This is a genomic window from Streptomyces sp. NPDC102270 (assembly GCF_044766405.1).
In the GTDB taxonomy this organism is placed as follows: domain Bacteria; phylum Actinomycetota; class Actinomycetes; order Streptomycetales; family Streptomycetaceae; genus Streptomyces.
Genome location: NZ_JBIWLX010000022.1, coordinates 177,277 through 203,786, shown reverse-complemented (window position 1 = coordinate 203,786; position 26,510 = coordinate 177,277). Strand labels below are relative to the sequence as shown.

At 71.7% G+C, this 26,510-nt stretch carries 22 protein-coding genes; 14 read left to right on the top strand and 8 right to left on the bottom strand.

All coding sequences use genetic code 11. From position 1 onward, the window contains the following. Positions 1–412: 412 nt before the first annotated feature. Both ACIRP7_RS37930 and ACIRP7_RS37925 read right to left on the bottom strand, forming a co-directional pair. The gene (locus ACIRP7_RS37930; protein WP_403669135.1) at positions 413–1,636 is read right to left on the bottom strand and encodes a cation:proton antiporter; all 1,224 of its coding nucleotides are present in this window, start codon (positions 1,634–1,636) and stop codon (positions 413–415) included. Between the two features lie 4 nt (positions 1,637–1,640). Further along, complete coding sequence (locus ACIRP7_RS37925; protein ID WP_403669133.1) at positions 1,641–2,126, bottom strand: cation:proton antiporter regulatory subunit; 486 nt, start codon at positions 2,124–2,126, stop codon at positions 1,641–1,643. Positions 2,127–2,287: 161 nt separating this feature from the next. Here ACIRP7_RS37925 and ACIRP7_RS37920 point away from each other — a divergent pair, with 161 nt between their 5' ends. Next, positions 2,288–3,235, top strand: coding sequence for a HAMP domain-containing sensor histidine kinase (locus ACIRP7_RS37920; protein WP_403669130.1), 948 nt, complete (start codon positions 2,288–2,290; stop codon positions 3,233–3,235). Continuing rightward, positions 3,235–3,888 (top strand): response regulator, encoded by a 654-nt coding sequence (locus ACIRP7_RS37915; protein WP_403669127.1) that lies wholly within the window; start codon positions 3,235–3,237, stop codon positions 3,886–3,888. The genes ACIRP7_RS37920 and ACIRP7_RS37915 overlap by 1 nt, the downstream gene beginning before the upstream one ends. Here ACIRP7_RS37915 and ACIRP7_RS37910 read toward each other — a convergent pair. Both ACIRP7_RS37910 and ACIRP7_RS37905 read right to left on the bottom strand, forming a co-directional pair. After that, entirely contained in the window at positions 3,875–4,294 is a 420-nt protein-coding gene (locus ACIRP7_RS37910; protein ID WP_403669124.1) for a hypothetical protein, read from the bottom strand. The genes ACIRP7_RS37915 and ACIRP7_RS37910 overlap by 14 nt on opposite strands. Before the next feature lie 100 nt (positions 4,295–4,394). Further along, positions 4,395–7,283 (bottom strand): SpoIIE family protein phosphatase, encoded by a 2,889-nt coding sequence (locus tag ACIRP7_RS37905; RefSeq protein ID WP_403669121.1) that lies wholly within the window; start codon positions 7,281–7,283, stop codon positions 4,395–4,397. Between the two features lie 169 nt (positions 7,284–7,452). On the opposite strand from ACIRP7_RS37905, the gene rutA reads away from it, so the two are divergent. Next, entirely contained in the window at positions 7,453–8,526 is a 1,074-nt protein-coding gene (rutA, locus tag ACIRP7_RS37900) for a pyrimidine utilization protein A (RefSeq protein WP_403669118.1), read from the top strand. Between the two features lie 46 nt (positions 8,527–8,572). Here the strand turns inward: rutA and argG are convergent, their stop codons facing one another. Then, complete coding sequence (gene argG / locus ACIRP7_RS37895) at positions 8,573–10,027, bottom strand: argininosuccinate synthase (RefSeq protein ID WP_352382392.1); 1,455 nt, start codon at positions 10,025–10,027, stop codon at positions 8,573–8,575. A gap of 145 nt (positions 10,028–10,172) precedes the next feature. Here argG and miaB point away from each other — a divergent pair, with 145 nt between their 5' ends. From miaB to ACIRP7_RS37880, 3 genes are read left to right on the top strand one after another with little or no spacing between them, the layout of a single operon-like run. After that, a complete protein-coding gene (gene miaB, locus ACIRP7_RS37890; RefSeq protein ID WP_403669114.1) occupies positions 10,173–11,699 on the top strand; it encodes a tRNA (N6-isopentenyl adenosine(37)-C2)-methylthiotransferase MiaB in 1,527 nt (508 codons plus the stop codon). Positions 11,700–11,734: 35 nt separating this feature from the next. Then, positions 11,735–12,007: a hypothetical protein gene (locus tag ACIRP7_RS37885; protein ID WP_403669111.1), complete on the top strand. Its 273-nt coding sequence runs from the start codon at positions 11,735–11,737 to the stop codon at positions 12,005–12,007. A 16-nt stretch (positions 12,008–12,023) separates the two neighbouring features. Then, entirely contained in the window at positions 12,024–12,743 is a 720-nt protein-coding gene (locus ACIRP7_RS37880; protein ID WP_403669108.1) for a class III extradiol dioxygenase subunit B-like domain-containing protein, read from the top strand. A gap of 132 nt (positions 12,744–12,875) precedes the next feature. Here ACIRP7_RS37880 and ACIRP7_RS37875 read toward each other — a convergent pair whose 3' ends face one another. Beyond that, on the bottom strand, positions 12,876–13,145 hold the full coding sequence (locus ACIRP7_RS37875; RefSeq protein ID WP_403669105.1) for an antitoxin: 270 nt from the start codon (positions 13,143–13,145) through the stop codon (positions 12,876–12,878). A 24-nt stretch (positions 13,146–13,169) separates the two neighbouring features. Then, a complete protein-coding gene (locus ACIRP7_RS37870) occupies positions 13,170–13,517 on the bottom strand; it encodes a hypothetical protein (protein ID WP_403669102.1) in 348 nt (115 codons plus the stop codon). A 183-nt stretch (positions 13,518–13,700) separates the two neighbouring features. Here ACIRP7_RS37870 and miaA point away from each other — a divergent pair, with 183 nt between their 5' ends. The 7 genes from miaA to hflX all read left to right on the top strand — a co-directional run bounded on the left by miaA (position 13,701) and on the right by hflX (position 22,980). Continuing rightward, positions 13,701–14,639, top strand: coding sequence for a tRNA (adenosine(37)-N6)-dimethylallyltransferase MiaA (miaA, locus tag ACIRP7_RS37865; RefSeq protein ID WP_403669099.1), 939 nt, complete (start codon positions 13,701–13,703; stop codon positions 14,637–14,639). Positions 14,640–14,747: 108 nt separating this feature from the next. After that, the gene (locus ACIRP7_RS37860) at positions 14,748–15,251 is read left to right on the top strand and encodes a hypothetical protein (RefSeq protein WP_403669148.1); all 504 of its coding nucleotides are present in this window, start codon (positions 14,748–14,750) and stop codon (positions 15,249–15,251) included. A gap of 72 nt (positions 15,252–15,323) precedes the next feature. Continuing rightward, positions 15,324–16,193 (top strand): diaminopimelate epimerase, encoded by an 870-nt coding sequence (dapF, locus tag ACIRP7_RS37855; RefSeq protein WP_403669096.1) that lies wholly within the window; start codon positions 15,324–15,326, stop codon positions 16,191–16,193. Between the two features lie 287 nt (positions 16,194–16,480). Continuing rightward, a complete protein-coding gene (locus ACIRP7_RS37850; protein WP_403669093.1) occupies positions 16,481–18,712 on the top strand; it encodes a RelA/SpoT family protein in 2,232 nt (743 codons plus the stop codon). A gap of 745 nt (positions 18,713–19,457) precedes the next feature. Next, on the top strand, positions 19,458–19,595 hold the full coding sequence (locus tag ACIRP7_RS37845) for a hypothetical protein (RefSeq protein WP_403669090.1): 138 nt from the start codon (positions 19,458–19,460) through the stop codon (positions 19,593–19,595). A 209-nt stretch (positions 19,596–19,804) separates the two neighbouring features. After that, positions 19,805–21,349, top strand: a complete 1,545-nt coding sequence (locus ACIRP7_RS37840; RefSeq protein ID WP_403669087.1) for a M1 family metallopeptidase — start codon at positions 19,805–19,807, stop codon at positions 21,347–21,349. A 134-nt stretch (positions 21,350–21,483) separates the two neighbouring features. Beyond that, positions 21,484–22,980, top strand: a complete 1,497-nt coding sequence (hflX, locus tag ACIRP7_RS37835; protein ID WP_352382373.1) for a GTPase HflX — start codon at positions 21,484–21,486, stop codon at positions 22,978–22,980. A 135-nt stretch (positions 22,981–23,115) separates the two neighbouring features. Here the strand turns inward: hflX and ACIRP7_RS37830 are convergent, their stop codons facing one another. After that, positions 23,116–24,345, bottom strand: a complete 1,230-nt coding sequence (locus ACIRP7_RS37830; RefSeq protein WP_403669083.1) for a trypsin-like serine peptidase — start codon at positions 24,343–24,345, stop codon at positions 23,116–23,118. Between the two features lie 402 nt (positions 24,346–24,747). Between ACIRP7_RS37830 and ACIRP7_RS37825 the strand changes: the two genes are divergently transcribed. Next, entirely contained in the window at positions 24,748–26,271 is a 1,524-nt protein-coding gene (locus tag ACIRP7_RS37825; RefSeq protein WP_403669080.1) for a diaminobutyrate--2-oxoglutarate transaminase family protein, read from the top strand. The last annotated feature ends 239 nt before the right edge of the window (positions 26,272–26,510 follow it).

Genomic DNA, 26,510 nt, shown 5'->3' with positions numbered 1-26,510 from the left:
TTGTGTAGCGCGTGGGGTTCGGTGGGTGGGTCGGTGCCGGGGTGGGGGGTGTCCGTCCTCGGTCCGGCGGCTCGGCTGCTTGAGCAGGGCTCGGTAACGGACGCCGGCCGCTGCGGGCGGACACCCCCCACCCCGTCCCCTCGCCGCCGTACGCGGCCAGCGGCCCGTGGTGGCGCGCGGTCCGGCGTAGTGCGGGAGGTGGCGAACGGTTCCGTCGTGGCGCGGTGGCTGCAACCCCCTAGGGGCGCGGGGAACTGCGCGACCAGCCCCCCCGGGCCCGCACCCGCCCGACAACCTGACCGGCACCCCCTCAGGCGCCCCGCTCAAGCCCAGCGCAGCGGCACCGCGGGGAACTGCGCGAGCAGCCCCCACGGGCCCGCACCCGCCCGACAACCTGACCCGGCGCGCCCCCTCAGGCCCCGTCCCGCCCCACCGACGCCTCCGTCACCCGCGAACCGCTCTCCGCTGGCGTCGGGGCCTCGCGGCGGGTCGTCAGTCGCGTCGCCAGGGGCTCTGTGTAGCGGGCCGTGAGGGGGCCGAGGATGACCAGGATGAGGACGTAGGCCGTGGCCAGGGGCCCGAGGCTGGGTTCTATGCCGGCCGAGACCGCCAGGCCCGCTATGACGATCGAGAACTCGCCGCGGGCCACCAGCGCGCCGCCCGTGCGCCAGCGGCCCTTGGGGGAGATTCCGGCTCGGCGGGCCGCCCAGTAGCCGGTGGCGATCTTCGTGGCTGCCGTGACCAGGGCCAGGGCCAGGGCGGGGAGCAGGACCGGGGGGATGCTCGCCGGGTCCGTGTGGAGGCCGAAGAAGACGAAGAAGACTGCGGCGAAGAGGTCGCGCAGGGGGCTCAGGAGAGTGTGGGCGCCCTCCGCCACCTCGCCCGAGAGGGCTATGCCGACGAGGAACGCGCCCACCGCTGCAGACACCTGGAGTTGCTGGGCCACGCCTGCCACCAGGATCGTCAGGCCCAGGACCACCAGGAGGAGCTTCTCCGGGTCGTCGCTCGAGACGAAGCGGGAGATCAGGCGGCCGTAGCGGACCGCCACGAAGAGGACCAGGCCGGCCGCCCCGAGGGCGATCGCCAGCGTCAGGCTTCCGGCCAGCAGCCCCGCGCCGGCCACGAGGGCGGTGACGATGGGCAGGTAGACCGCCATCGCCAGGTCCTCCAGGACCAGGACGCTGAGGATGACCGGGGTTTCCCTGTTGCCGACTCGGCCGAGGTCGCCCAGGACCTTGGCTATGACGCCCGAGGAGGAGATCCAGGTGACGCCTGCCAGGACCACCGCCGCCACCGGACCCCAGCCGAGGAGGAGTGCGGCCGCCGCTCCCGGGAGGGCGTTGAGGGCGCCGTCGACCAGGCCCGAGGGGTAGTGGGCCTTGAGGTTGGTGACCAGGTCGCCGGCCGTGTACTCCAGGCCGAGCATCAGGAGCAGGAGGATGACGCCTATTTCGGCGCCTATGGAGACGAACTCCTCGCTCGCGCCGAGGGGGAGCAGGCCGCCCTCGCCGAAGGCCAGGCCGGCCAGGAGGTAGAGGGGGATGGGGGAGAGGCGGAAACGGGCGGCGAAACGGCCGAGGAGACCCAGGCCGAGGATGATCGAGCCGAACTCGATCAGGAGGACCGCGGAGTGCACGCGTTCACTCCCGCCCGAGGATCGCCGCGGCGGCGTCCACGCCCTCGCGGGTGCCCACGACGATGAGGATGTCGCCGCCCGCCAGGCGGAAGTCCGGTGCGGGCGACGGGATCGCCTCGGCCCGGCGCAGGGCCGCCACGACGGACGCGCCGGTGTCCGTGCGCATCTTCGTGTCGCCCAGGATCCGGCCGTTCCAACGGGAACCGGCCGCCACCTCGATGCGCTCCGCCACCAGGCCGAGGTCGGAGGTGTAGAGGAGGCTGGCGCTGTGGTGGGAGGGCTTCAGCGCGTCGATCAGGGCGCCCGCCTCGGAACCCGTCAGGCGCAGCGACTGGGCGCAGGAGTCGGGGTCGTCGGCCCGGTACACGCTCACCGTGCGGGCACCATCGCGGTGCGCCACCACGGAAAGATGGCGGTCCTCGCGGGTCATGAGGTCGTACTGGACCCCGATTCCCGGCAGCGGCGTCGCCCTCAGGCGTGGAGCAGACACGTTTCTTCCCCTTGCAGTTCGTGTGATCACGGGTGCCGGGTTCGCATGCTGCCAGGCCCCCGTACGGTGGCGATATGGGTGACGTGACGGATATACGCGAGCGGCGGGGACCGGCGAGGCTCGGGCCTCGGGCGTCGGACGGGAGAGGCGAGGGCAGGGCCGTGTCGCTGTTCTGGCGGATCTTCTCGCTCAACGCCGCGGGCCTCGTCGTCGCCGCCGCGCTGCTGCTGGGGCCGGTCACCGTGTCGACGCCCGTACGGCAGGGGGAGGCCGTGATCGTCCTCGGAGGGCTCGCCCTGCTGCTGGTCGCCAACGCCCTCGTGCTGCGGGTCGGGCTCGTCCCGCTGCAGCGGCTGGGGCGGGCCATGGCAGCCGCCGATCTGCTGCGCCCCGGGGTGCGTGCCCCCGTCTCCGGTCCTTCCGAGACGGCCGCGCTGATCACGACGTACAACACCATGCTCGACCGGCTGGAGGCCGAGCGGGCGACCGGTGCGGCCCACGCGCTGTCCGCGCAGGAGCGGGAGCGGCATCGCATCGCGCGCGAGCTCCACGACGAGGTGGGGCAGACGCTGACCGCCGTTCTGCTCCAGCTGAAGCGGGTCGCCGACCGCGCGCCGGCGGAGCTGCGGGAGGAAGTGGGGCAGGCGCAGGAGGCGACCCGGGCCGGGCTGGACGAGATCCGCCGGATCGCGCGCCGGCTGCGGCCCGGTGTGCTGGAGGAACTCGGGCTGCCGAGCGCCTTGCGGTCGCTCGCGGCCGAGTTCACCACGCACGGGCTGACCGTGCGCCACCACGTCGGCGGCGAGCTGCCCCGGCTGACCGAGGAGTCGGAGCTGGTCGTCTACCGGGTGGCCCAGGAGGGGCTCACTAACACCGCGCGGCACTCTGCCGCCGACCGTGCCGAGGTGCGGCTCCAGCCGGTCTCGGGGGGAGTCGAACTCCTCGTGCGCGACAACGGCAAGGGGCTGGACGGAGCGCCCGAAGGGGCCGGGATCCAGGGGATGCGGGAGCGGGCGCTGCTGGTCGGGGCGGTGTTCTCGGTGCGGGCCGGTCCCGGGCGGGGGACGGACGTGCGGTTGCGGATACCGGTCGCCGCGGGGGCGCGCTGATGCGGGAGCCGACGCGTGTGCTGCTCGCCGACGACCACACCCTCGTACGACGAGGGGTCCGGCTGATCCTGGAGGGGGAGCCGGACCTCACGGTCGTGGCCGAGGCGGGGGACGGCGCGGAGGCGGTCGAGCTGGCACGCGCGCGTGAGATCGATCTGGCCGTACTGGACATCGCCATGCCGCGGATGACCGGGCTCCAGGCGGCTCGCGAGCTGTCCCGGCGGCTGCCGGACCTGCGGATCCTGATCCTGACGATGTACGACAACGAGCAGTACTTCTTCGAGGCGCTCAAGGCCGGGGCCAGCGGATATGTGCTCAAGTCCGTCGCCGACCGCGATCTCGTCGAGGCGTGCCGGGCCGCCGTACGCGACGAATCCTTCGTCTACCCCGGTGCCGAACGGGCCCTCGTCCGCTCCTACCTGGACCGGCTGCACCGCGGTGACGACCTGCCCAGGCGGGCCGTCACCGAACGCGAGGAGGAGATCCTGAAGCTGGTCGCCGAGGGGCACACCACGAAGGAGATCGGCGAGCTGCTGTTCATCAGTGCGAAGACGGTCGAGCGGCACCGCGCGAACCTGCTGCACAAGCTGGGGATGCGGGACCGCCTGGAGCTGACCCGGTACGCGATAAGGGCAGGGCTCATCGATCCTTGAGGCGGGCCTGCGGCTGGGTGGCCCGGCGTCGGCGCACCACATACGCGCCCGCGAGCCCGGCTCCGCCGAGCGCCAGCGCCACGCCGATCGCCCGTTCGAAACCGGCCGGGCCCACACTGCCTCCGGAACCGCCCTGGACACCGAGAGTCGGAAGCGGCGTGGCCGCACTCACGGCGGCGGTGCCCCGGTGCGGCAGCACCTCACAGGCGATGCCGTCGTCCCGGCCCTGGTCCTCGTCGAGCCGGTTGGGGTCTGTGCGGTCGAGGTCGAGCACCGCCTGCGCGTCCTCCTGGAAGCGGAAGTCGGCGCAGTCCAGGTCGCCTTGGGCGTGTGCGACGCCGGTCAGTGGTCCGGCGGTGGCCAGGACGGCCAGCGCGGCGCCGGTGAGCGTGATGCGTATTCCCATGGGTCGTGCCTTTCGGGTGGGGCCGGAACAGCCGTCACCACGACGCTAGGGACGCGCCCCGCATCCGGCCCGTCGAGCTGGGCCGAACGGGCACACGTCGTCACAGGAGCGCGTCCCAGTCCTCGTCGAAGTCCGCGGGGTTCAGGAACACCACGTCCGTCGGCTCGGCCGGGCCCCGCAGAGACTGTTCCGTCCAGATGCACTTGCCCGTGGGGGTGTAGCGGGCGCCCCAGCGGGTGGAGAGCGCCGAGATCAGCTGGAGGCCCCGGCCGCCCTCGTCGGTCTCCGCGGCATGGCGGATCCGGGGCATGGTCTGGCTGCCGTCGTAGACCTCGCAGATCAGCTCGGTGGTCTGCAGCAGGCGCAGCCGGACCGGGCCGCGGGCGTGCCGGACGACATTGCCCACCAGTTCGCTCACCAGGAGTTCCGTGGTGGCGGACAGGTCGTCCAGGTCCCAGGCCGCGAGCTGTTCGCGGACGTGGCCACGGGCCTGGCTCGCCGCCTTCGGGTCCTCGGGCAGGGACCAGGCGGCCATCCGGTCGGCCGGCAGCGCGTGCAGCCGGGCCACCAGGAACGCCGCGTCGTCGGCCGCCGGCTGGTCCGCCGGCAGCAGACCGGCCGTCAGCCTGTCGCACAGCCGTTCAAGGTCTACGGCGGTCCCGTCGGCGTGGGCGGCGCCGAGCAGCCGCGCCAGCTCGGCCATGCCCTCGTCGATCTCCCGCTTCGCCGACTCCACCAGCCCATCGGTGTAGAGCACCAGCAGACTCTCCTCGGGCACCTCCAACTCGGCCGTCTCGAACGGTGGCTTGGCCGCGCCCAGCGGGGGATCGGCGTCCGGCTCGGGGAAGTGCACGGTTCCGTCGGGCCGTACCAGAGCGGGCGGCGGATGGCCGGCCCGGGCGATGGAGCAGACCCGGGTCGTCGGGTCGTAGAGCGCGTACAGACAGGTGGCGTACGACGCCTCGCTCATACCGCCGACGATGTCGTTGAGGTGGCCGAGGATCTCGTCGGGCGGCAGCTCCAGGTCGGCCAGGGTGTGCACCGCGGTGCGCAGCCGGCCCATGGTGGCCGCCTCGGGCAGGCCGTGGCCCATCACGTCGCCGACGACCAGTGCGACCCGTCCGCCGGACAGCGGGATGATGTCGTACCAGTCGCCGCCCACGTCCGCGCCCTGCCCGGCCGGCAGATAGCGCGCGGCCGCCGTGCACGCGGGCAGGTCGGGCAGGGCCTGGGGGAGCAGACTGCGCTGGAGTTCCCGGGACCGGGTGTGCTCGGCGTCGTAGAGGCGGGCCCGCTCCAGGGACTGGGCGACCAGGGCGGTGATCGTGGTGAGCAGCGCGCGTTCCTCGTCGTCGAGGACCCGGGGCCGGTCGAAGGAGACCGCGCAGACGCCGAAGGTGTGCCCGGACGCCGTCAGCGGCAGGAACGCCCAGGACTTCTTGTCGCCGCGGGTGGGGAAGTCGGCGAGTTCGGGATAGAGGGTGGCGTACTCGCGCGCCGAGGAGATGAACAGCGGGAGGCCGGACGCGATGGTGTCCCAGGCGGGGTCGCCGGTCGTCGACCGGCGGCGGCTGTCGAGGAGGGCCACGAAGTCCCGCGGGTAGCCGACCGCGCCGACGTGGTGGAGCCGGTCGCCCTCGCTGACCTGGACCATCAGCCCGGAGGCGGCGAACGGCGGCAGCACCCGGCGGGCGACCGCGTCCACCACGTCCCGCGAGGTCGTAGCCTTGGCGAGCTCCGTGGTCAGCTCGGCGATCCGCACCGCCCGCTCGGCCGCGGCCCGCTCCGCCGCCTGCCGTTCCTGCGCCAGCCGGCGCTTCTCCGTGACGTCCTGGAAGTAGAGGGTGCGGCCGTCGGGTCCCGGCACCAGCCGTACGTGCAGTCGCCGCCGGCACTCCGCGATGTACACGTCGAACCCGGCGGACCTCTCGTCGGCCGCGGCCTGCAGACAGCCCTCCTTCAGACCCGGGACCTGCCGGGTGGCGGGCAGGTCCCACAGCAGGCGTCCGAAGAGCTCCTCCTCGGAGAAGCCGAGGAAGCGTTCCGCCTCCAGGTTGGCGAAGGTGATCCGCCACTCGTCGTCCACCGCGAGGAAGCCGTCGCTCATGTGTCTCAGAGCTCTGCTGAGGGCGCCGCGCGCGGTGGGCGACTCGTTGCTCTCCCAGCCCACCCCGATCATCCGGAGGGGCTCGCCCCGCTCGTCGTAGGTGGCCCGGCCGCGGGCCTGCGTCCAGCCCCAGGTGCCGTCCAGGCGCCGTACGCGGTACTCGGCCTCGTAGACGCTGTGGTCGAGGATGGCCCGTTGCGCCGCTGCCAGCGTGGGCGCCAGGTCGTCGGGATGGACGATCCGCATCCAGTTGTCGATCCGGCCGGTGAAGTCGGCCGGGCGGGTGCCGTACAGCGCCAGGGCGGCCTCGTCCCAGATCAGGTCGCCATTGCGGATGTCCCAGTCCCAGGAGCCGACCTGAACCTCCTTCAGGGCCTGCCGGAGCCGTTCGCCGCCCAGTTCCGCCTGGGAGGGGCCGGACGGCGGCGGGGCCTGGGCCATGCGGTCCTCGGCCCAGGCGACGACGTCCCGCAGGAAGCCCCAGTGCTCCGGAGTGGGTTCGCCCCGCTCGCCGGCCAGGACCGTCAGCGCGCCGATGCTGCGCCGGCCGCTGAAGACGGGCAGGGCGGCGAGGCCGGTACCGGGCCAGGGAGCCTTCTGCTGAGCGTCCTCGGACAGCGGTACCCAGACGCCCTTGCCCTGTTGAAGTGCGCGGGCCGGGGCCACGGGGCCCTCCTGGTCGACGATCTCCCAGGAGCGGGTGAGGGCGGGCGGCAGGCCGACGGACGACACCAGGCGCAGCGCGGACATCGGGCCGCGCAGGTGGACGGTCCCGCCGAGCGCGCTCAGCTCGCCGACCGCATGCCCGAGCGCCAGCCGGAAGACCTCGCTCTCCGTCGCACCAGGGGTGACCGTGCCGAGGAGAGCGAGCCGCGCGTTCATGGAGGGAACTTATCGTTCCTGTTTCCGTCCGAAACCTGCTTCACCGTTTCCGACGAGCTGTTCCCCACCGCTCCTTTACCTCAACTACCCATGCTTCACAGGAAGTTGCCGAAATCCCGGCCGTGTACCGTGCCGTCGCACCGGGCAGTCTCCGATCATGAGGAGCGGCATGGACATCGGTGTCTTCATCCCCATCGGCAACAACGGCTGGCTCATCTCGAAGAGTTCCCCGCAGTACATGCCGAGCTTCGAGCTCAACAAGGCGGTCGTGCAGAAGGCCGAGGAGCACGGGTTCGACTTCGCCCTCTCGATGATCAAGCTCAGGGGCTTCGGCGGCGAGACCGAGTTCTGGGACCACTGCCTGGAGTCGTTCACGCTGATGGCGGGCCTGGCCGCGGTCACCGAGCGGATCAGGCTGTACGCCTCCACGCCCATTCTCGCCCTGCCGCCGGCCATCGTCGCCCGCATGGCGGTCACCGTCGACTCCATCGCCCCCGGGCGGTTCGGCGTCAACATCGTCACCGGCTGGGCGCCCGGCGAGTACACGCAGATGGGCGTCTGGCCCGGCGACGAACACTTCGGCAACCGGTACGCGCGCGCCGAGGAGTACGTGACGGTGATGAAGGAGCTGTGGAGTGAGGGCGTCAGCAACTTCAAGGGTGAGTTCTACGAGATGGACGACTGCGTGCTCTCACCGCGGCCGGCGAACGGGCACATCGACATCGTGGCCGCCGGACAGAGCGGCACGGGCATGCGGTTCGCCGCCGGGCACGCCGACTACAACTTCATCCTGGGCAGCGGTGTGAACACCCCGCTCGCCTTCGCGGACAGCGCGGCCACGCTCGTGGAGGCGGCACGGGAGACCGGCCGGGACGTCGGCGCGCTGTCCCTGTTCATGGTCGTCGCCGACGAGAGCGACGAGGCCGCCCGCGCGAAGTGGCAGGACTACCACGACGGCGCCGACCGCGCGGCGCTGGCCTACATGGCGGGGGAGTCGGCCACGGACACCACCGCCGACGACTCCTCCACGGCCCGCACCATCGTGCTGCCCGAGGGCGCCGTGAACTTCAACATGGGGACGCTCGTCGGGTCGTACGAGAGTGTCGCGCGCATGCTCGACGAGATCGCCGGGGTCGAGGGGACGAAGGGGATCATGCTCGTCTTCGACGACTTCCTCGACGGGATCGAGAAGTTCGGGACGCGGATCCAGCCGTTGATGCGGTCGCGGGAGGGGCGGGCATGAGAAGAGGCCGGCGCTGTCTCGCACCGGTCCCTTCCGCACAGGTGACTCAGTCCGTGCCGAACTCCATCGCCGCCCGGTCCAGCAGGGCCTCGTCCTCCGAGACCTCGCCGCGGGAGGCGATCGCCTCGGCGCCGCCCTCGGGCAGTTCCGGCATGGTGCCGATCAGGCCCGTCGCGGCGGCCTGGGAGGCGCCGATCGTGGGGCTGCCGGTGCCGATCAGACCGAGACCCGCGTACTGCTCCAGCTTGGCGCGGGAGTCGGCGATGTCGAGGTTGCGCATGGTCAGCTGGCCGATCCGGTCCACCGGGCCGAAGGCCGAGTCCTCGGTGCGCTCCATCGACAGCTTGTCCGGGTGGTACGAGAACGCCGGGCCCGTGGTGTCGAGGATCGAGTAGTCCTCGCCGCGCCGCAGACGCAGGGTGACCTCGCCGGTGATCGCCGCGCCGACCCAGCGCTGGAGCGACTCGCGGATCATCAGGGCCTGCGGGTCCAGCCAGCGGCCCTCGTACATGAGACGGCCCAGGCGCCGGCCCTCGTTGTGGTACTGGGCGACGGTGTCCTCGTTGTGGATCGCGTTGACGAGACGCTCGTAGGCCGCGTGGAGCAGGGCCATGCCGGGGGCCTCGTAGATGCCGCGGCTCTTCGCCTCGATGATCCGGTTCTCGATCTGGTCGGACATGCCCAGGCCGTGCCGGCCGCCGATCGCGTTGGCCTCCATGACCAGGTCGACGGCGGAGCCGAACTCCTTGCCGTTGATGGTCACCGGGCGGCCCTGGTCGAAGCCGATCGTCACGTCCTCGGGCGCGATCTCGACCGACGGGTCCCAGAACTTGACGCCCATGATCGGCTCGACGGTCTCGATGCCGGTGTTGAGGTGCTCCAGGGTCTTGGCCTCGTGCGTGGCGCCCCAGATGTTGGCGTCGGTGGAGTACGCCTTCTCGGTCGAGTCCCGGTACGGCAGCTGGTGCGCGACCAGCCACTCGGACATCTCCTTGCGGCCGCCGAGCTCGGTCACGAAGTCCGCGTCCAGCCAGGGCTTGTAGATCCGCAGGTTCGGGTTGGCGAGCAGGCCGTAGCGGTAGAACCGCTCGATGTCGTTGCCCTTGAAGGTCGAACCGTCGCCCCAGATCTGGACGTTGTCCTCCATCATCGCCCGCACCAGCAGCGTGCCGGTGACGGCCCGGCCCAGGGGCGTGGTGTTGAAGTACGCCCGCCCGCCCGAGCGGATGTGGAACGCGCCGCAGGTGAGCGCGGCAAGGCCCTCCTCGACCAGCGCGGCCCGGCAGTCGACCAGGCGCGCGATCTCGGCACCGTAGGCCTGTGCGCGGCCGGGCACCGAGTCGATGTCGGGCTCGTCGTACTGCCCGATGTGCGCGGTGTAGGTGCAGGGGATGGCGCCCTTGTCGCGCATCCACGCGACCGCGACGGAGGTGTCGAGACCGCCGGAGAAGGCGATGCCGACGCGTTCGCCGGCGGGGAGGGACGTGAGGACCTTGGACATAGGAAGATTATGCATCACCGCGTATGGTCATGCAAAGCCCCCGTGGTCGCCCCGTACGTGATTCACGTCATCGTGGGGCGTACCGCTCCGTGCAGGCCGTGGGCGACCGGGCCGTGCCGCTCCGGCAAGCGCCTACCCTTGACCCATGACCATCAGCAGCGACCGGAGCCCGGCAGTGGACGTTTCATCTCCGAAAACGTATGAAGTGCGCACGTACGGGTGCCAGATGAACGTCCACGACTCCGAGCGATTGTCCGGCCTGCTGGAGGAGGCGGGGTACGTGCCCGCCCCCGAGGGTTCCGACGGGGACGCGGACGTCGTCGTCTTCAACACCTGCGCGGTGCGGGAGAACGCCGACAACCGGCTTTACGGCAACCTCGGCCGGCTCGCGCCGCGAAAGGCCTCGCGGCCCGGTATGCAGATCGCGGTCGGCGGCTGTCTCGCCCAGAAGGACCGGGACACCATCGTGCGCAAGGCGCCCTGGGTGGACGTCGTCTTCGGCACCCACAACATCGGCAAGCTGCCCGTCCTGCTGGAACGCGCGCGCGTGCAGGAGGAGGCGCAGGTCGAGATCGCCGAGTCCCTCGAAGCGTTCCCGTCCACGCTGCCGACCCGGCGCGAGAGCGCCTACGCGGCCTGGGTGTCGATCTCCGTCGGCTGCAACAACACCTGCACCTTCTGCATCGTCCCGGCGCTGCGCGGCAAGGAGAAGGACCGCCGCACCGGCGACATCCTCGCCGAGATCGAGGCGCTGGTCGGCGAGGGCGTCTCCGAGATCACGCTGCTCGGCCAGAACGTCAACGCCTACGGCTCCGACATCGGCGACCGCGAGGCGTTCAGCAAGCTGCTGCGCGCGTGCGGCGCGATCGAGGGACTGGAGCGCGTCCGCTTCACGTCCCCGCACCCGCGCGACTTCACCGACGACGTGATCGCGGCGATGGCCGAGACGCCGAACGTCATGCCGCAGCTCCACATGCCCCTGCAGTCCGGCTCCGACCCGGTCCTGAAGGCGATGCGCCGCTCGTACCGCCAGGAGCGCTACCTGGGGATCATCGAGAAGGTGCGCGCCGCCATCCCGCACGCGGCGATCACCACCGACATCATCGTGGGCTTCCCCGGCGAGACCGAGGAGGACTTCGAGCAGACCATGCACGTCGTCCGCGAGGCCCGCTTCGCGCAGGCCTTCACCTTCCAGTACTCCAAGCGGCCCGGGACACCGGCGGCCACCATGGAGAACCAGATCCCCAAGGAGGTCGTCCAGGCGCGCTACGAGCGTCTCGTCGCCCTCCAGGAGGAGATCTCCTGGGAGGAGAACAAGAAGCAGGTCGGCCGCACCCTGGAGCTCATGGTCGCCGAGGGCGAGGGCCGCAAGGACGGCGCCACCCACCGCCTCTCCGGCCGCGCCCCCGACAACCGCCTGGTCCACTTCACCAAGCCCGACCAGGAGGTCCGCCCCGGCGACGTGGTCACGGTCGAGATCACCTACGCCGCCCCCCACCACCTCCTCGCCGAGGGCGCCGTCCTCGACGTGCGCCGCACGCGCGCGGGAGACGCGTGGGAGAAGCGGAACGTGGCCGAGGCCGCCAAGCCCGCGGGTGTCCTGCTGGGCCTGCCGAAGATCGGGGTTCCCGAGCCGTTGCCGGCGGCCACGAGCGGCTGCGTGGCGCACTGAGCGGGGACCGGGCCACGGCGCGCTGGGTGGTCGTCGTGCAGGCCGGTACCGAGGGCGGGATCGACGACGGCTCCGAAGAGGTGGCCCGCTTCGAGGGCACCCGGGAACAGGCCCGCGCCCGCCTCTACGAGATCGCCTGCACGCATCGCCCGCGCTCCGGGCTGCGCCAGAAGCGCCGGGAGGTCTACCGGATCGGGGACGGGGATGCCTACTACGCGTACATCAAGGGCATGGTGTCCACCTTCGGCGTGACCTACCAGCTGGCCGAGCTGGTGTGGAGCTCGGAACCCGGGCCGAAGCAACCCTGACGATAGGCTCCCGATCATGCTTGTCGCCGCCGCAGTCTGCCCCTGCCCGCCTCTTCTCGTCCCCGAGGTCGCCGCGGGCGCCGCGCCCGAGCTGGACGCCGCACGAGCCGCCTGCACGGACGCGCTCGGCGTGCTCGCCGCCGCTCGGCCCTCACTGCTCGTGGTCGTCGGACCCGCGGAGCGGAGCGGGCGCGGTGTGCTCCCCGAGGGCAGCCGCGGCTCTTTCCGTGGCTTCGGCGTGGATCTCGACGTGCGGCTCGGCAGGGACGCGGAGAGGGACACGGAGTCCGAGCGTGAGCTCCCGGCCTCCCTCGCCGTCGCCGCCTGGCTCCTGGAGCGCACCGGCTGGTCCGACGCCCCGATCGAGGGACTCGGGGTGGGGGAACCTCTGGAGCCCGAGCGGTGTATCAGGACCGGAAGGGACATCGCCGCCCGGGCCGAGCGGGTGGCGCTGCTGGTGATGGGCGACGCCAGCGCCTGCCGCACGCTCAAGGCACCCGGCTACCTCGACGAGCGCGCGGCTCCCTTCGACGCAGAGGTCGCGCGTGCGCTGGGTACGGCCGACGTGGCGGCGCTGCGAGCGCTGGACGCCGAGCTGGCGTACGAACTGAAGGCCTCCGGCCGGGCCTGCTGGCAGGTCCTCGCGGGTGCGGCGGAGGGTGCCGGCCTCGGCGGCTCGCTGTTGTACGAGGACGCTCCGTACGGTGTGGGGTACCTGGTCGCGACCTGGTCCTGACGGCCGTCGCAGAGCCGCCAGACCACGAGGCACGCGGGGGCCGTCGGGAGTCCTGGGCGCGGGGGCCTGGCATACGGCGGACGGCCCGAGGCGTCCTGCCTCGGGCCGTCCGCCGGTGTGCCGTGCTGCCGTTCAGGAAGCCGGCGGCGGTGAGGTCGGGGGCGCGCTGCCGCCCCCCGGTCCCTCTGTTCCGTCGTTGCGCGCGAGTCGGTCCATGGCGTCCTTGGCCTTGCCCGTGCCGGTCTGGATCCTGTCGCTGTACTTGCCCTTGGTCTTCTCGTCCACGACCTTCGCGGCCTTGTCGAGACCGTGCTGGATCTTGCCCCCGTGCTGCTGCGCGAGGCCGGAGACCTTGCCCTTGGCCGGGCCGAGCTTGGCCTTGAAGTTGTCCAGGAGACCCATCGCTTGCCTTCCCACGCGGGACAGTTACGTGCGGGCGCCTTCGCCGGCCTCATGATCGGCTGCCTCGGCCGCGGACTGCTGCTTGGGGATCTCGACGCTCTCGGCGCCCGCGTCCTCGACGGCCTCCGTCGCCGTCGATCCGTCCGTGTCCTTTGCCGCGCCGGTCTCCCCGACCTCGGCCTGCGGCTCGACCTGCGTCCCGCCCTCGGTCTCGGTCCGAGTGCCGGCCTCGGCCTTGGCGTCGGTCGATCCCTTCGCTTCTGCCGCCTCCTCCGCCGCGGGCTCGGCCGTCGGGATGTCGGCCTGCGTCTCGGCGGTTGACGCCTCCTCCGTAGCCTTCGACCTGCGGAGAAGTCGTGCGAAAACGCCCATATTCACTCCATACGTTACGCGTGCGGGGGAAATCCCGCGTCGTCCGGTGCGCCCGTTTGCGCCATCCGGATCGCCGCCTCCTTGACCAGGGCGGCGGAAACCACGCAACTGGCAACGACCCCGGGCCCGGGCTGTCACGTAACTCGTTCGAGGTGGTGCCCCGAGGTTTGCGAGACTGGGGCGGTGAGCAGCGCACCCCCCGCCCCCCGCGTCATCGCCGTCGTCGGACCCACCGCGGCCGGAAAGTCCGATCTGGGCGTTTTCCTCGCCCAACGACTGGGGGGCGAGGTCGTCAACGCAGACTCCATGCAGCTCTACCGAGGGATGGACATCGGCACCGCCAAGCTGACGCCCGCGGAACGTGACGGCGTCCCGCACCACCTCCTGGACATCTGGGACGTCACGGTCACCGCGTCCGTCGCCGAGTACCAGCGGCTGGCGCGCGCGAGGATCGACGCACTGCTCGCCGAGGGCCGCTGGCCGATCCTCGTCGGCGGTTCCGGCCTGTATGTCCGCGGGGCCGTCGACAACCTGGAGTTCCCCGGCACCGACCCCGACGTCAGGGCCCGGCTGGAGGAGGAGCTCGTCCTGCGCGGCTCCGGCGCGCTGCACGCCCGCCTCTCCGCCGCCGACCCCGAGGCCGGGCGGGCGATCCTGCCCAGCAACGGCCGCCGTATCGTCCGGGCTCTCGAAGTGATCGAGATCACCGGCAAACCCTTCACCGCCAACCTCCCCGGTCACGACTCCGTCTATGACACCGTCCAGATCGGCGTCGACGTCGCCCGGCCCGAGCTCGACGAGCGCATCGCGCGCCGGGTGGACCGCATGTGGGAGGCGGGCCTCGTGGACGAGGTGCGGGAGCTGGAGGCGCGAGGGTTGCGCGAGGGGCGCACGGCCTCGCGCGCGCTCGGGTACCAGCAGGTCCTCGCGGCACTCTCGGGGGAGTGCACGATGGAAGACGCGCGGGCCGAGACCGTCCGTGCCACGAAACGCTTCGCGCGCCGTCAGGATTCATGGTTCAGGCGCGATCCGCGGGTGCACTGGTTGAGTGGGGCTGCGGCGCACCTCACAGAACTTCCGCAGCTCGCACTGGCATTGGTCGAACGACCGGTTACAGCCTGATCACGTCCTGGCATCGGGACGCTCCGGCCGCCATCCCGGCCTCCGGCGGCGTGCCATCATCGAGCTTCGATCGACCAAGTGGAGTCCGAGTTGGGAGGGCGCGTGGCGATGGAGGCCGGCCCTCGCGACACCGCACAAGGCACCGAGCCCCTCACCGTCGAGAGCGGTGAACCGGAGCAGGACGCGGAGCGTCTGAGCCCCGACGGGCCCGACGACACCCTGGGCGGTGTGACCGCCGACGGCCCCGAGCCCGAGGAGATGTTCCTGGGCGGGGAAGAGGTCGAGGTCGAGCTGCGCCCACAGCGCCGTCTGCGGATCTGGCAGCTCGCCCCCATCATCTCGCTGGCCGCGGTCGGCTCCCTGATGTTCGCCTTCCCGCTGGCCTTCGACTTCGGTGACAGCGGAGCGGTGATCGCGATGCTGGGCCTGCTGATCTGCTCCTGCGCGGCCGGCTGGGGCATGATGGCCGCGCGCCGCGTTGGTTACACGTGGCCGGGCCTGCCGCGGCGCGGCGAGGACCGCAGGGCCGACTGGCGGGTCGTGACGGCATACGTCCTGCTGGTGGCGCTGGTGATCGTGCTGGCGGTATGGCGAGTGGCAAGGCTGCGCTAGAGGCTTTTCGCTTCCGAGGGCGTGGAGAATCGCGCGACGAGCCTTCACCGGCCCGCACCGTACGATCGAGACATGAGCACCCGGATCGCCTTCCTCAAGGGCCACGGCACCGAGAACGACTTCGTGATCGTCCCGGACCCCGAGAACGCCCTCGACCTGCCTCCCGCCGCCGTCGCCGCCCTGTGCGACCGCCGGGCCGGCATCGGCGGTGACGGCCTGCTCCATGTCGTACGGTCCGCCGAGCACCCCGAGGCCACGCATATGGCCGGGGAGGCCGAGTGGTTCATGGACTACCGCAACGGCGACGGCTCCGTCGCGGAGATGTGCGGCAACGGCGTACGCGTCTTCGCCCGCTACCTCCAGCGCGCCGGTCATGTCACCGAGGGCGACCTCGCGGTGGCCACGCGCGGGGGCGTGAAGAGCGTGCACATCGCGAAGAACGGCGACGTCACCGTCGGCATGGGCAAGGCGCTGCTCCCCGCCGGGGACGTCACGGTGAGCGTCGGTGACCGCAGCTGGCCCGCCCGGAACGTGAACATGGGCAACCCGCACGCAGTGGCCTTCGTGGACGACCTCGCGCACGCCGGCAACCTGTACTCCCCGCCGCCCTTCAGCCCGGCCACCGCCTACCCGAGCGGGGTCAACGTCGAGTTCGTGGTCGACCGCGGCCCCCGCCACGTCGCCATGCGCGTGCACGAGCGCGGATCGGGCGAGACCCGGTCCTGCGGCACGGGCGCGTGTGCCGTCGCTGTGGCCACGGCCCGCAGGGACGGCGTCGACCCGACGGCCACCGGCAGCCCGGCGACGTACACCGTCGACGTGCCCGGCGGCACCCTGGTGATCACCGAGCGGACCGACGGCGAGATCGAGATGACCGGCCCCGCGGTGATCGTCGCCGAGGGCGAGATCGACGCCGACTGGCTTGAAAACGCGGTTCGTTGACCATATGAATCGTATAGATCAGAGCGCCGGAGGCATGGATCCCCAGCCCTCGACCCCTCGTGCGATGCGGATTCACGGTCAGTCGCAGGTCAGGTGGCGCGGAATCGTAAACCTGGAAGCCATCGCTCGAATGGGTGATCCGTTTCACGCTCGCCGAGAGGCGGTCAGGTGGGCGTGATGGGCTCGGTAGCATCAAGCACCGGCCCGGACGGGGGACAGATGCCATCCCCTGAGCCGTGTCCGCCATGGGGCACCCCGTCCGCCGGTCCACGCAGCCGGAGGTGCCCATGAGTGCGGAGGCGACGAACCCCGCGACCCCAGGTCCGGTAGCAGGCCCGGCCGCCCGTTGGCGGGCGCGGATCGACCTGCGCCGCCTGGGCCGCGCCGCGCTGCTCGGCCCTGCCGCCCGCGACCGGCTGCCCGACGCCATCGGCCACGTCGCCGAGGCCCACCGCGCCCACTACCCCGACGCCGACCTCGAGCCCCTGCGCCGCGCGTGGGTCCTGGCCGAGTCCTCGCACCGCGGCCAGATGCGCAAGAGCGGTGAGCCGTACATCACACACCCGCTCGCCGTGACCCTCATCCTCGCCGAACTCGGCGCCGAGACCACCACCTTGACGGCCTCCCTCCTCCACGACACCGTCGAGGACACCGAGGTCACGCTCGACCAGGTCGGCGAGGAGTTCGGCGCGGAGGTCCGCTTCCTCGTCGACGGCGTCACCAAGCTGGAGAAGGTCGACTACGGCGCCGCCGCCGAGCCCGAGACCTTCCGCAAGATGCTCGTCGCCACCGGCAACGACGTCCGAGTGATGTCGATCAAACTCGCCGACCGGCTGCACAACATGCGCACCCTCGGCGTGATGCGCCCCGAGAAACAGGCCCGTATCGCCAAGGTCACCCGTGACGTCCTCATCCCGCTCGCCGAACGCCTCGGTGTCCAGGCCCTGAAGACCGAGCTGGAAGACCTGGTCTTCGCGATCCTCCACCCCGAGGAGTACGAGCACACGCGCGAGCTGATCGTCGACAACGCCTCCCGCGCGGACGACCCGCTCGCCGAGATCGCCGACGAGGTGCGGGGGGTGCTGCGCGAGGCCGGGATCCCGGCCGAAGTCGTCATCCGGCCACGCCACTTCGTCTCCGTGCACCGCACGGCCCGCAAGCGCGGCAGGCTGCGCGGCGCGGACTTCGGCCGTCTGCTGGTCCTGGTCGGCGAGGACGCGGACTGCTACGCCGTCCTGGGCGAACTGCACACCTGTATGACGCCGGTCGTCTCGGAGTTCAAGGACTTCATCGCCGTACCGAAGTTCAACCTGTACCAGTCGCTGCACACCGCTGTGGCCCGCGGCGACGGCCAGGTCGTCGAGGTCCTCATCCGCACCCACCAGATGCACAAGGTCGCCGAGGCCGGAGTGGTCGCGCTCGGCAATCCGTACGCCTCCCCCTCGGACGCCTCGGAGGAGCAGAGCGCGGGCGCCGACGAGGAGCGGGTGGACCCCACCAGGCCCGGCTGGCTCTCCCGGCTCCTCGACTGGCAGGCGGCCGCGCCCGACGCCGACACCTTCTGGTCCACCCTGCGCGAGGACCTCGCCCAGGACCGCGAGATCACCGTCTTCCGGCCCGACGGCGGCACCCTGGGCCTGCCCGAGGGCGCGACCTGTGTGGACGCCGCGTACGCGCAGTACGGTGAGGACGCGCACGCGTGCCTGGGCGCTCGCGTCAACGGCCGTCTGGCGACCCTGAGCACCGTCCTGAGGGACGGCGACACCGTCCAGCTCCTCATGGGGCAGGACCCGGCCGCCGAGCCCTCCAAGGAGTGGCTGGAGCACGCGCACACGCCCGCCGCCCGGATCGCCATCCAGCGGTGGATCGCCACACACCCCTCGCACGAGGCGTCGGAGGAGGCCGGGGAGCGGAGCGGAACGACCGGCGCCACGGCTGAGGACGCGCAGGCCGCACAGGCCGCGCGGGGAGCCGCCAACTCCTTCCGGCCCTCCGCGGCGGAGCTGTCGGCCGCGGACACGCCCGACAGCGTGGGCGGGAACATCGGCGACCCGCAGAGCCCCGACGACCAGACCGCCGTCGCCGTCGTCGACCAGCCCGGCGCGACCGTACGGCTGGCGGGCTGCTGCACGCCCGTACCGCCCGACGAGATCACCGGGTTCGCCGTGCGCGGGGGAGTGGTCACCGTGCACCGCGTCGAGTGCGCCGCGGTGACCCGCATGAAGGACGTGGGGCGCAAGGAGGTCGGCGTGCGCTGGGGCGACACCGCCGAGTGCCGGGTCACGCTGTTCGCGGAGTCCTTCGGGCGCCCGCACCTCCTCGCCGACCTCACCGAGGCCATGGCCGGCGAGGGCGCCGAGATCGTCTCCGCGACCGTCGAACCTCCCAGCCAGCAGCGTGTGCGCCACACATACACGGTCCAGCTCCCGGACGCGGCCCAGCTGCCCGCCCTGATGAGAGCGATGCGGAACGTGGCGGGCGTCTATGACGTGAGCAGGGCGCAGACGCCGGGGGTGTGAGGGACGGCGCGGGCGCTGCGTCTGGCATGTGCTGGCGTCTTGGGGCACGTCTTGGATGTGCTGACGTTCTGGATGGGCCTGCCTTCGTCCGGGACGGTGTCGCCGTCTTGGGGGGCGCGTCGGATCAGGGCCACGCCTTAGAGGGCTGCCTCCGGTCCGGATCGGCGTCTCGGGAGGCGCCCGACCGGGAGCGACGCCGAGGGGGCTCGCTGACCGGGATGGGCGCCTCAGGGGGCTGGCCTGGCTGGGACGGGCTGATGTCATGGAGGGGCGTGTCTGGGATCGTGCCGGTATCTCACGGGGGCCGCGCCCGATCGGGATCGGTGTCTCGGGGAGGCCCCGACCGAGATCGGCGCCCAGGGGGCTCGCTCACCCGCCTCAGGGGTTGGCCCGGTTCGGATGGAGCCGAGGCCCTTGGATGCGCGGCCGGGGCGGTGTCGGCGCGTCTTGAGGAGCGCGTCAGGTTGGGCCGACGCCTTGGATGGGCTCGCCCCACCTGGATCGGATTGAGGCCTCGGAGGGCTCGCCGCCGGGGAGGGGACCGACGCCCCTCGCCGACAGGGGAGAGACCGACGCCCCGGAGGGCCGTGTCCGGGTGGTGCCGGCGTCTTGGGGGCCGCGTCGGCCCGGGGTCGACGCTTGGGGTGGCTCGCTCGTCGGGATCGACACCTCAGGAACCCGCTCGGCAGGACGGGGCCGATGCCCTGGACGGCCCTTCCGGGACGGTGCCGGCGCCTCCGGGGGCATGCCCGACCGGGCCGAGCTGGTCGCCGAGGCCCTGCGCGCGCAGTCCGAAGGGCTCCTGCGCGTCACCGGCCTCTGGTCGCACTTCGCCTGGGCCGGCCAGCCGGGCCATCCCTCCATCGCCGCTCAGCTCGGGTGACGCCCGTGGCCCTTATCGCGCGCGTGCGGGATCGGTCGGTCCGGTCCGCAGGCCTTCGCGTGCGTGTGGATCGCTCGGCACGTCCTCACGCGCGCGTGGCTGGGCCACGGGACCACAGGCGTCTCCTCAATGGAGCCTGAGCACCCCGTTCGAGTGGGCCGGTCGCGCGTCGCCGCCGTGGCGCACGCGTGCGCTGGTAGCGGTGGTGCATGCCGCTCACCCCCCATGTGCACCCCACCCACGCCGGTCGACCTGCTCCCGACGCCCTCCGTCGCCGTACCGGAAACGCCCGACGGCGCAAGGCGGCCGCGCTGCTCGCCTCCGCCGCCTGCGTCTGTCTGCTCGCCGCGAGCGCCCCGGCAGAGCCGCTCGGCGTCGGTGACCGCCTCTTCCCGCACCTCGGCAACCCCGGCTACGACGTGGCGTCGTACGATCTCTCCTTCACCTATTCCGGCAGCAACAGCAAGCCGCTCACGGCCGTCACCACGATCGACGCCTGGACGACGACCGAGCTCGACCGCATCAACCTCGACTTCGCGCACGGCGAGGTCCGGTCGGTCGTGGTCGACGGACGGCCCGCGGCCTTCACCGGCGCAGGCGAGGACCTCGTCGTCACCCCCGACGAGCCGCTGCCCGGCGGCAGCTGGATGCGGATCACCGTCCGGCACACGAGTGACCCCGTCTCCGCCGCGGACCGGGACGGCGGCTGGGTACGCACCACGGACGGCCTCGCCATGGCCAACCAGGCCGACGTCGCCCACCTGGTGTTCCCCTGCAACGACCACCCCTCCGACAAGGCGATGTTCACCATCCGGGTCACCGCACCCGACGGTTACACGGCCGTCGCGAACGGGCTGCCGACGGACGTGGACCGCGTGGGCCGGTCCACCACCTGGACGTACCGCACCCGGCACCCCATGGCCACCGAGCTCGCGCAGGTGTCCATCGGCCGCTCCACCGTGCTGCACCGCGAGGGACCGCACGGACTGCCCGTCCGGGACGTCGTGCCCGCGAAGGACCGTGCCGCGCTCGAACCCTGGCTCAAGAAGACCCCGGGCCAGCTCGCCTGGATGGAGGACAAGGTCGGGCCGTACCCCTTCGAGACGTACGGCATCCTCATGGCCGCAGCGGACACCGGCTTCGAGTTGGAAACCCAAACCCTCTCCCTCTTCGAGAAGGATCTCTTCACCGAACCCGCCTACCCCAAGTGGTACGTCGAGTCGATCATGGTCCACGAGCTCTCCCACCAGTGGTTCGGCGACAGCGTCAGCCCCCGCACTTGGTCCGACCTGTGGCTCAACGAAGGACACGCCACCTGGTACGAGGCCCTGTACGCGGAGGCCAAGGCGGGCCGCACCCTTGATGCCCGTATGAAGGCCGCGTACGGCGCCTCCGACCGCTGGCGTGCCGCCGGCGGACCACCCGCCGCGCCCAAGCCGCCCAACCCCGGCCAGAAGATCGGCATCTTCCGGCCGAACGTCTACGACGGCGCCGCCCTGGTCCTGTACGCCCTGCGCCAGGAGATCGGCCGCGAGTCCTTCGAGAGCCTGGAACGGGCCTGGGTGCAGGAACACCGGGACGGCACGGCGTCGACCGCCGACTTCGTGCACCTCGCCTCCGAGATCTCCGGACGGGACCTCGGCGGCTTCCTCCACGACTGGCTCTACGGCGAGAAGACCCCGCCGATGCCCGGCCACCCGGACTGGAAGGCCGTGGCACCCGCCGTGGCACCCGCCGCCGCACCGGTGAAATAAGCCGGTGACGAGACGCCCCGTGCCGTGCGACCATCTTCAGGTCGGCGCGGCACGGGACGCGGGAATCTCCCGGGGTACCCGTGCGTTGTCCCAAGTGACCGCCGAATCGGCATCCTCATCGACGTAAGGATCAAATGACCTCCTCTTCATCCTCTTCCCAGGACACGCAGTTCCTCGCGCACACCTACGCCGAAGGTCTTCGGGCCGATGCCCTGATGGAAGAGGACGTCGCCTGGAGTCACGAGATCGATGGAGAGCGGGACGGCGAGCAGCTCGACCGCTCCGAGCGCGCGGCCCTGCGCCGCGTCGCCGGCCTCTCCACCGAGCTCGAGGACGTCACCGAGGTCGAGTACCGCCAGCTCCGTCTGGAGAGGGTCGTGCTCGTCGGCGTCTGGACCACGGGGACCGCGCAGGACGCCGACAACTCCCTCGCGGAGCTCGCCGCCCTCGCGGAGACCGCGGGCGCGCTCGTGCTCGACGGCGTGATCCAGCGCCGCGACAAGCCCGACGCGGCCACCTTCATCGGTTCCGGCAAGGCGCTGGAGCTGCGCGACATCGTCGTCGAGTCCGGCGCGGACACCGTCATCTGCGACGGCGAGCTCAGCCCCGGCCAGCTCATCGCCCTCGAAGACGTCGTCAAGGTCAAGGTCATCGACCGTACGGCCCTGATCCTCGACATCTTCGCCCAGCACGCCAAGTCCCGAGAGGGCAAGGCGCAGGTCGCGCTCGCGCAGATGCAGTACATGCTGCCGAGGCTGCGCGGCTGGGGCCAGTCGCTGTCCCGTCAGATGGGCGGCGGCAAGGGCGGCGGCCTCGCCACCCGTGGTCCCGGTGAGACCAAGATCGAGACGGACCGGCGTCGGATCCGCGAGAAGATGGCGAAGATGCGCCGGGAGATCGCGGACATGAAGACCGGCCGGGAGATCAAGCGCCAGGAACGCAAGCGCCACAAGGTGCCCTCGGTCGCCATCGCGGGCTACACCAACGCCGGCAAGTCCTCCCTGCTCAACCGCCTCACGGGCGCGGGAGTCCTGGTCGAGAACGCCCTGTTCGCGACCCTGGACCCCACCGTCCGCCGGGCGGAGACCCCGAGCGGCCGTCTGTACACGCTGGCCGACACGGTCGGGTTTGTACGGCACCTGCCGCACCACCTGGTCGAGGCGTTCCGCTCCACCATGGAGGAGGTCGGTGAGTCCGACCTGATCCTGCACGTGGTGGACGGCTCGCACCCGGACCCGGAGGAGCAGTTGGCCGCCGTACGCGAGGTGATCAGGGATGTCGGCGCCACCGGCGTGCCGGAGATCGTCGTGATCAACAAGGCCGACGCGGCCGACCCGCTGACGCTCCAGCGGCTGATGCGGATCGAGAAGCGCTCCATCGCGGTCTCGGCCCGTACCGGCCAGGGCATCACCGAGCTGCTGGCCCTGATCGACAACGAACTGCCCAGGCCGTCCGTCGAGATCGAGGCGCTCGTGCCGTACACCCACGGCAGGCTGGTCGCCCGCGCCCATGACGAGGGCGAGGTGATCTCCGAGGAGCACACCGCGGAGGGCACCCTGCTCAAGGTGCGGGTGCACGAGGAACTGGCCGCGGACCTGGCGCCGTATGTGCCGGTGCCGGTTGTGGCCTGAGTGCCGTAGCTCTCCTGAGAGGCCCGCCCCTTCGAGAAGGGGCGGGCCTCTCAGCGTGTTCGGGTCACCGGGGTTTGTGATCGTCCGGGTGCCGGAAGTCGTGGTCGTCGGGGTGCCGGAAGTCGCCGGGGGCCTTCACTGCCCCGCGAACTTCCGACTGACCGTGTCGTACACCCCCTCGGCCGCCTCACCCAGCCGGGGCCCGGCCAGCCAGCCCGCGTTCACCGGGCCGATCGAGGTGTTGGACACCAGCGCCGGCTCCCCGTCCGCGCCGGTCGAGACCCAGCCGCCGCCGGACGCACCACCGGTCATGGTGCAGCCGATCCGGTACATCGTCGGATCCGAGGCGTTGATCGACAGCCGTCCCGGCCTGTCCTGGCACTGGTACAGCGTCTCCCCGTCGAACGGCGCCGCCGCGGGATACCCGTCCACCGTGATGCTCTCCACCCGCGGCACCGCCGGTGCGGCGAAGTTCACCGGCAGGGCCGAACCGACCGTCTCCTCCAACGACTTCCCGCTGCCGCCCTCCTCCGGCGTCACATGGATGACGGCGAAGTCGTACGGGGCGCCCTCCCCACCGGTCGGACCGCCCTGTGCGATCCACTGGTCCGAGGTTCCCGCCCAGTCGGCCCACCAGACGCCGTAGGGCGCGAGTTCACCCTCGGTCGCGCCGGCCAACTCTCCTGCCGCGAGGGCCTGGTCGTTGTACGAGGGCACGAACGCGATGTTGCGGTACCAGCCGCCACTCCTGCCCGCGTGCACACAATGCCCCGCCGTCCACACCAGGTTGGACTTGCCCGGGTGGGCCGGGTCCACCACGACCGTCGCCGAACAGACCATCGTGCCTTCGGGGGAGTCGAAGAACACCTTGCCCGCCTCGGGAACGTTGTCGTGGTACGTAGGCGGGACGGCCTTCGCGTCCACCGGCGCCGGCTCCGGGTCGGTCACGCCCTGGTCACCCGAGAGGTCGCTCTCCTGGACACCGCGGCCGGGATCTTCGGCCTTGCGCATCCGCTCCGGGTCCCACAGGCCCTCGATGATCGGGTTGACGTAGTCCCGGGCCTCGCGCAGCCAGTCGTCCCTGTCCCAGTCCTTCCAGGCGCCGTTCTTCCACTTGTCCACATCGATCCCGTGCTCCTTGAGCCTGTCCCTGATGTCGTCCGGAATCGTGATCTTGCCGTCTCCCTCGGACGTGGCGGAGGCGGAGGCCTGCGCGTTCGCGTCCGGACCGCCGGAGCCGCAGCCGGTGGCGGTCAGTGTCAGCACCGAGGCGAGGGCCATGGTCGCCAGCACGGGGGAGGTTCTGCGGCGCGCGCCCCTTACGCGTTCGCCGCGAGTCGTCAACGACAGCGGTTCGGATCGCATGCTCCGCCTCCCCCTGGTGTGGACGAACCCGGCACCGGAACCGGGTACTTCCCGCAGCCCCCCCCGGGCTCCGCGAATTCGCCCTCCGGCACCGCGCCTTGGAACGGCATCACACACTATGCGCCCGCTATGGGCGAGTTTCGACGGAACCGTAATAGTCCCGTCACGTGAAAGATCTCCAGACCACCCGTAACCCGGTGGGGGGTCCGGGGTTGGTAGCGGTGGGGGCTTGCTGCCAGCGGACGGTTCGGCCCCCCACGCCCCAATCCCCGGAGCCTTCCCGACAGTCGGGGCATCGATGTGCCGAGACGTCGAGCAAACGGTCCCGAGGCTCCGTATGTCGGGGCGGATGAGTCCGTGAGGGAACCGCTTGCCCCTGCACAGCGCGACGACGGGAGAACCATGGCCGTGACCGACACCGCACCCGGCGAGGCCACAGCGGGACCCGCCGCCGCGAGAGCGTCGCAGGGCCGCTCCGCGCACGAGGGGATCCTGCGGCGCCAGTCCGCCCGCGAGTCGGCGGCGCGCACCTACGCCCGCGCCCTCCCGATCGTCCCCGTCCGCGCACGCGGCCTGACCATCGAGGGCGCCGACGGCAGCCGCTACCTCGACTGCCTCTCGGGCGCCGGCACCCTGGCCCTCGGACACAACCACCCCGTCGTCCTGGAAGCCATCCGCAAGGTCCTCGACTCGGGCGCGCCCCTCCATGTCCTCGACCTCGCGACCCCCGTCAAGGACGCCTTCATCACCGAACTGTTCCGCACCCTGCCTCCCGGGCTCGCCGACCACGCACGCGTGCAGTTCTGTGGCCCGGCCGGCACCGACGCGGTGGAGGCCGCCTTCAAGCTCGTACGCGCCGCGACCGGGCGCACCGGCCTGCTCGCCTTCACGGGCGCCTACCACGGCATGACCTCCGGCGCGCTCGAAGCGTCCGGCGACGCCCTCGACGTACGGGTCGCCCGGCTGCCCTATCCGCAGGACTACCGCTGCCCCTTCGGGGTCGGTGGTCCGCTCGGTGCCGAACTCGCCGCGCGCTGGACGCAGTCCGTCCTCGACGACCCCAAATCGGGGGTGCCGCTGCCCGCCGGGATGATCCTCGAACCCGTCCAGGGCGAGGGCGGGGTCCTACCGGCCCCGGACGAGTGGATGCGGCGCATGCGCCGGATCACGGCCGCCCGCTCGATCCCCCTCATCGCCGACGAGGTCCAGACGGGAGTGGGCCGCACCGGCGCCTTCTGGGCCGTGGAGCACAGCGGCATCACCCCGGACGTGATGGTCCTCTCCAAGGCCATCGGCGGCAGCCTGCCTCTCGCCGTCGTCGTCTACCGCGACGACCTCGACGTCTGGGAACCCGGCGCCCACGCGGGCACCTTCCGCGGCAACCAACTCGCCATGGCCGCGGGCACCGCCACGATGGCCTACGTCCGCGCGAACGACCTCACAGCGCGCGCGGCAACGCTGGGGGCGCGGATGCTGGATCAACTCCGGTCGCTGGCTCGGGAGTTTCCTGTGATCGGTGATGTGCGGGGGCGGGGGTTGATGATCGGGGTCGAGATGGTTGAGGCGGATGGTGAGAGCGAGCGTGAGGGCGACGGGTGGGGGCTCGGTGAGGTTGGTGGGTCCGTCGGGCTGTTGGACCTGGTCGGGCCGGGTGGCGCCGGTGGTGCGGACGCCGCGGTGATGCCCGGTGTCATTTCCTCTCCTCGCCCTGCCTCTCCGGAGCTTGCCGCCGCCGTCCAGCGGGAGTGCCTCCGGCGGGGCCTGATCGTCGAGCTCGGTGGTCGTCACGCGAGCGTCGTCCGCCTGCTTCCGCCGCTGACGATCACCGACGAACAGGCGACCGCCGTCCTCGACCGCCTCGCCGACGCCGTGGCAGCGGTGGCTCGCGGTCACGGGCTCGGTGGCGATGGACAACGGCAGCATTGACGGCGCAGCCAGGGCGAGGGGAGCAGGTAGTTGCCGGGGTGGCGACGTGGGCCGGAGGAGCGGCGGAAGGTGGCGTGGTGGCAGGAGGGGGCCTGGGGACTGGGGTCGCAGCCACGCCCTCAGCGGGGCTGACTGCTTCTCCCGGAGCGGGCGTGACAGCGACACCTGTGGCTGTGGCTGTGGCTGTGGCTGGGGCCGGAGCTGGGCCGGAGTGGGACTCGCAGGCCGGGCTCGGGGGC

Bases quoted from the DNA above. Each gene is read 5' to 3' on its own strand.
- ACIRP7_RS37875 (WP_403669105.1), bottom strand. From the start codon at position 13,145: ATGGGTCTCCTGGACAACTTCAAGGCCAAGCTCGGCCCGGCCAAGGGC.
- ACIRP7_RS37860 (WP_403669148.1), top strand. From the start codon at position 14,748: ATGGAGGCCGGCCCTCGCGACACCGCACAAGGCACCGAGCCCCTCACC.
- ACIRP7_RS37910 (WP_403669124.1), bottom strand. From the start codon at position 4,294: ATGGGAATACGCATCACGCTCACCGGCGCCGCGCTGGCCGTCCTGGCC.
- miaB (WP_403669114.1), top strand. From the start codon at position 10,173: ATGACCATCAGCAGCGACCGGAGCCCGGCAGTGGACGTTTCATCTCCG.
- ACIRP7_RS37870 (WP_403669102.1), bottom strand. From the start codon at position 13,517: ATGGGCGTTTTCGCACGACTTCTCCGCAGGTCGAAGGCTACGGAGGAG.
- rutA (WP_403669118.1), top strand. From the start codon at position 7,453: ATGGACATCGGTGTCTTCATCCCCATCGGCAACAACGGCTGGCTCATC.
- ACIRP7_RS37915 (WP_403669127.1), top strand. From the start codon at position 3,235: ATGCGGGAGCCGACGCGTGTGCTGCTCGCCGACGACCACACCCTCGTA.
- ACIRP7_RS37850 (WP_403669093.1), top strand. From the start codon at position 16,481: ATGAGTGCGGAGGCGACGAACCCCGCGACCCCAGGTCCGGTAGCAGGC.
- hflX (WP_352382373.1), top strand. From the start codon at position 21,484: ATGACCTCCTCTTCATCCTCTTCCCAGGACACGCAGTTCCTCGCGCAC.
- ACIRP7_RS37845 (WP_403669090.1), top strand. From the start codon at position 19,458: ATGCCCGACCGGGCCGAGCTGGTCGCCGAGGCCCTGCGCGCGCAGTCC.
- dapF (WP_403669096.1), top strand. From the start codon at position 15,324: ATGAGCACCCGGATCGCCTTCCTCAAGGGCCACGGCACCGAGAACGAC.
- ACIRP7_RS37880 (WP_403669108.1), top strand. From the start codon at position 12,024: ATGCTTGTCGCCGCCGCAGTCTGCCCCTGCCCGCCTCTTCTCGTCCCC.
- ACIRP7_RS37840 (WP_403669087.1), top strand. From the start codon at position 19,805: ATGCCGCTCACCCCCCATGTGCACCCCACCCACGCCGGTCGACCTGCT.
- ACIRP7_RS37825 (WP_403669080.1), top strand. From the start codon at position 24,748: ATGGCCGTGACCGACACCGCACCCGGCGAGGCCACAGCGGGACCCGCC.
- ACIRP7_RS37830 (WP_403669083.1), bottom strand. From the start codon at position 24,345: ATGCGATCCGAACCGCTGTCGTTGACGACTCGCGGCGAACGCGTAAGG.
- argG (WP_352382392.1), bottom strand. From the start codon at position 10,027: ATGTCCAAGGTCCTCACGTCCCTCCCCGCCGGCGAACGCGTCGGCATC.
- ACIRP7_RS37905 (WP_403669121.1), bottom strand. From the start codon at position 7,283: ATGAACGCGCGGCTCGCTCTCCTCGGCACGGTCACCCCTGGTGCGACG.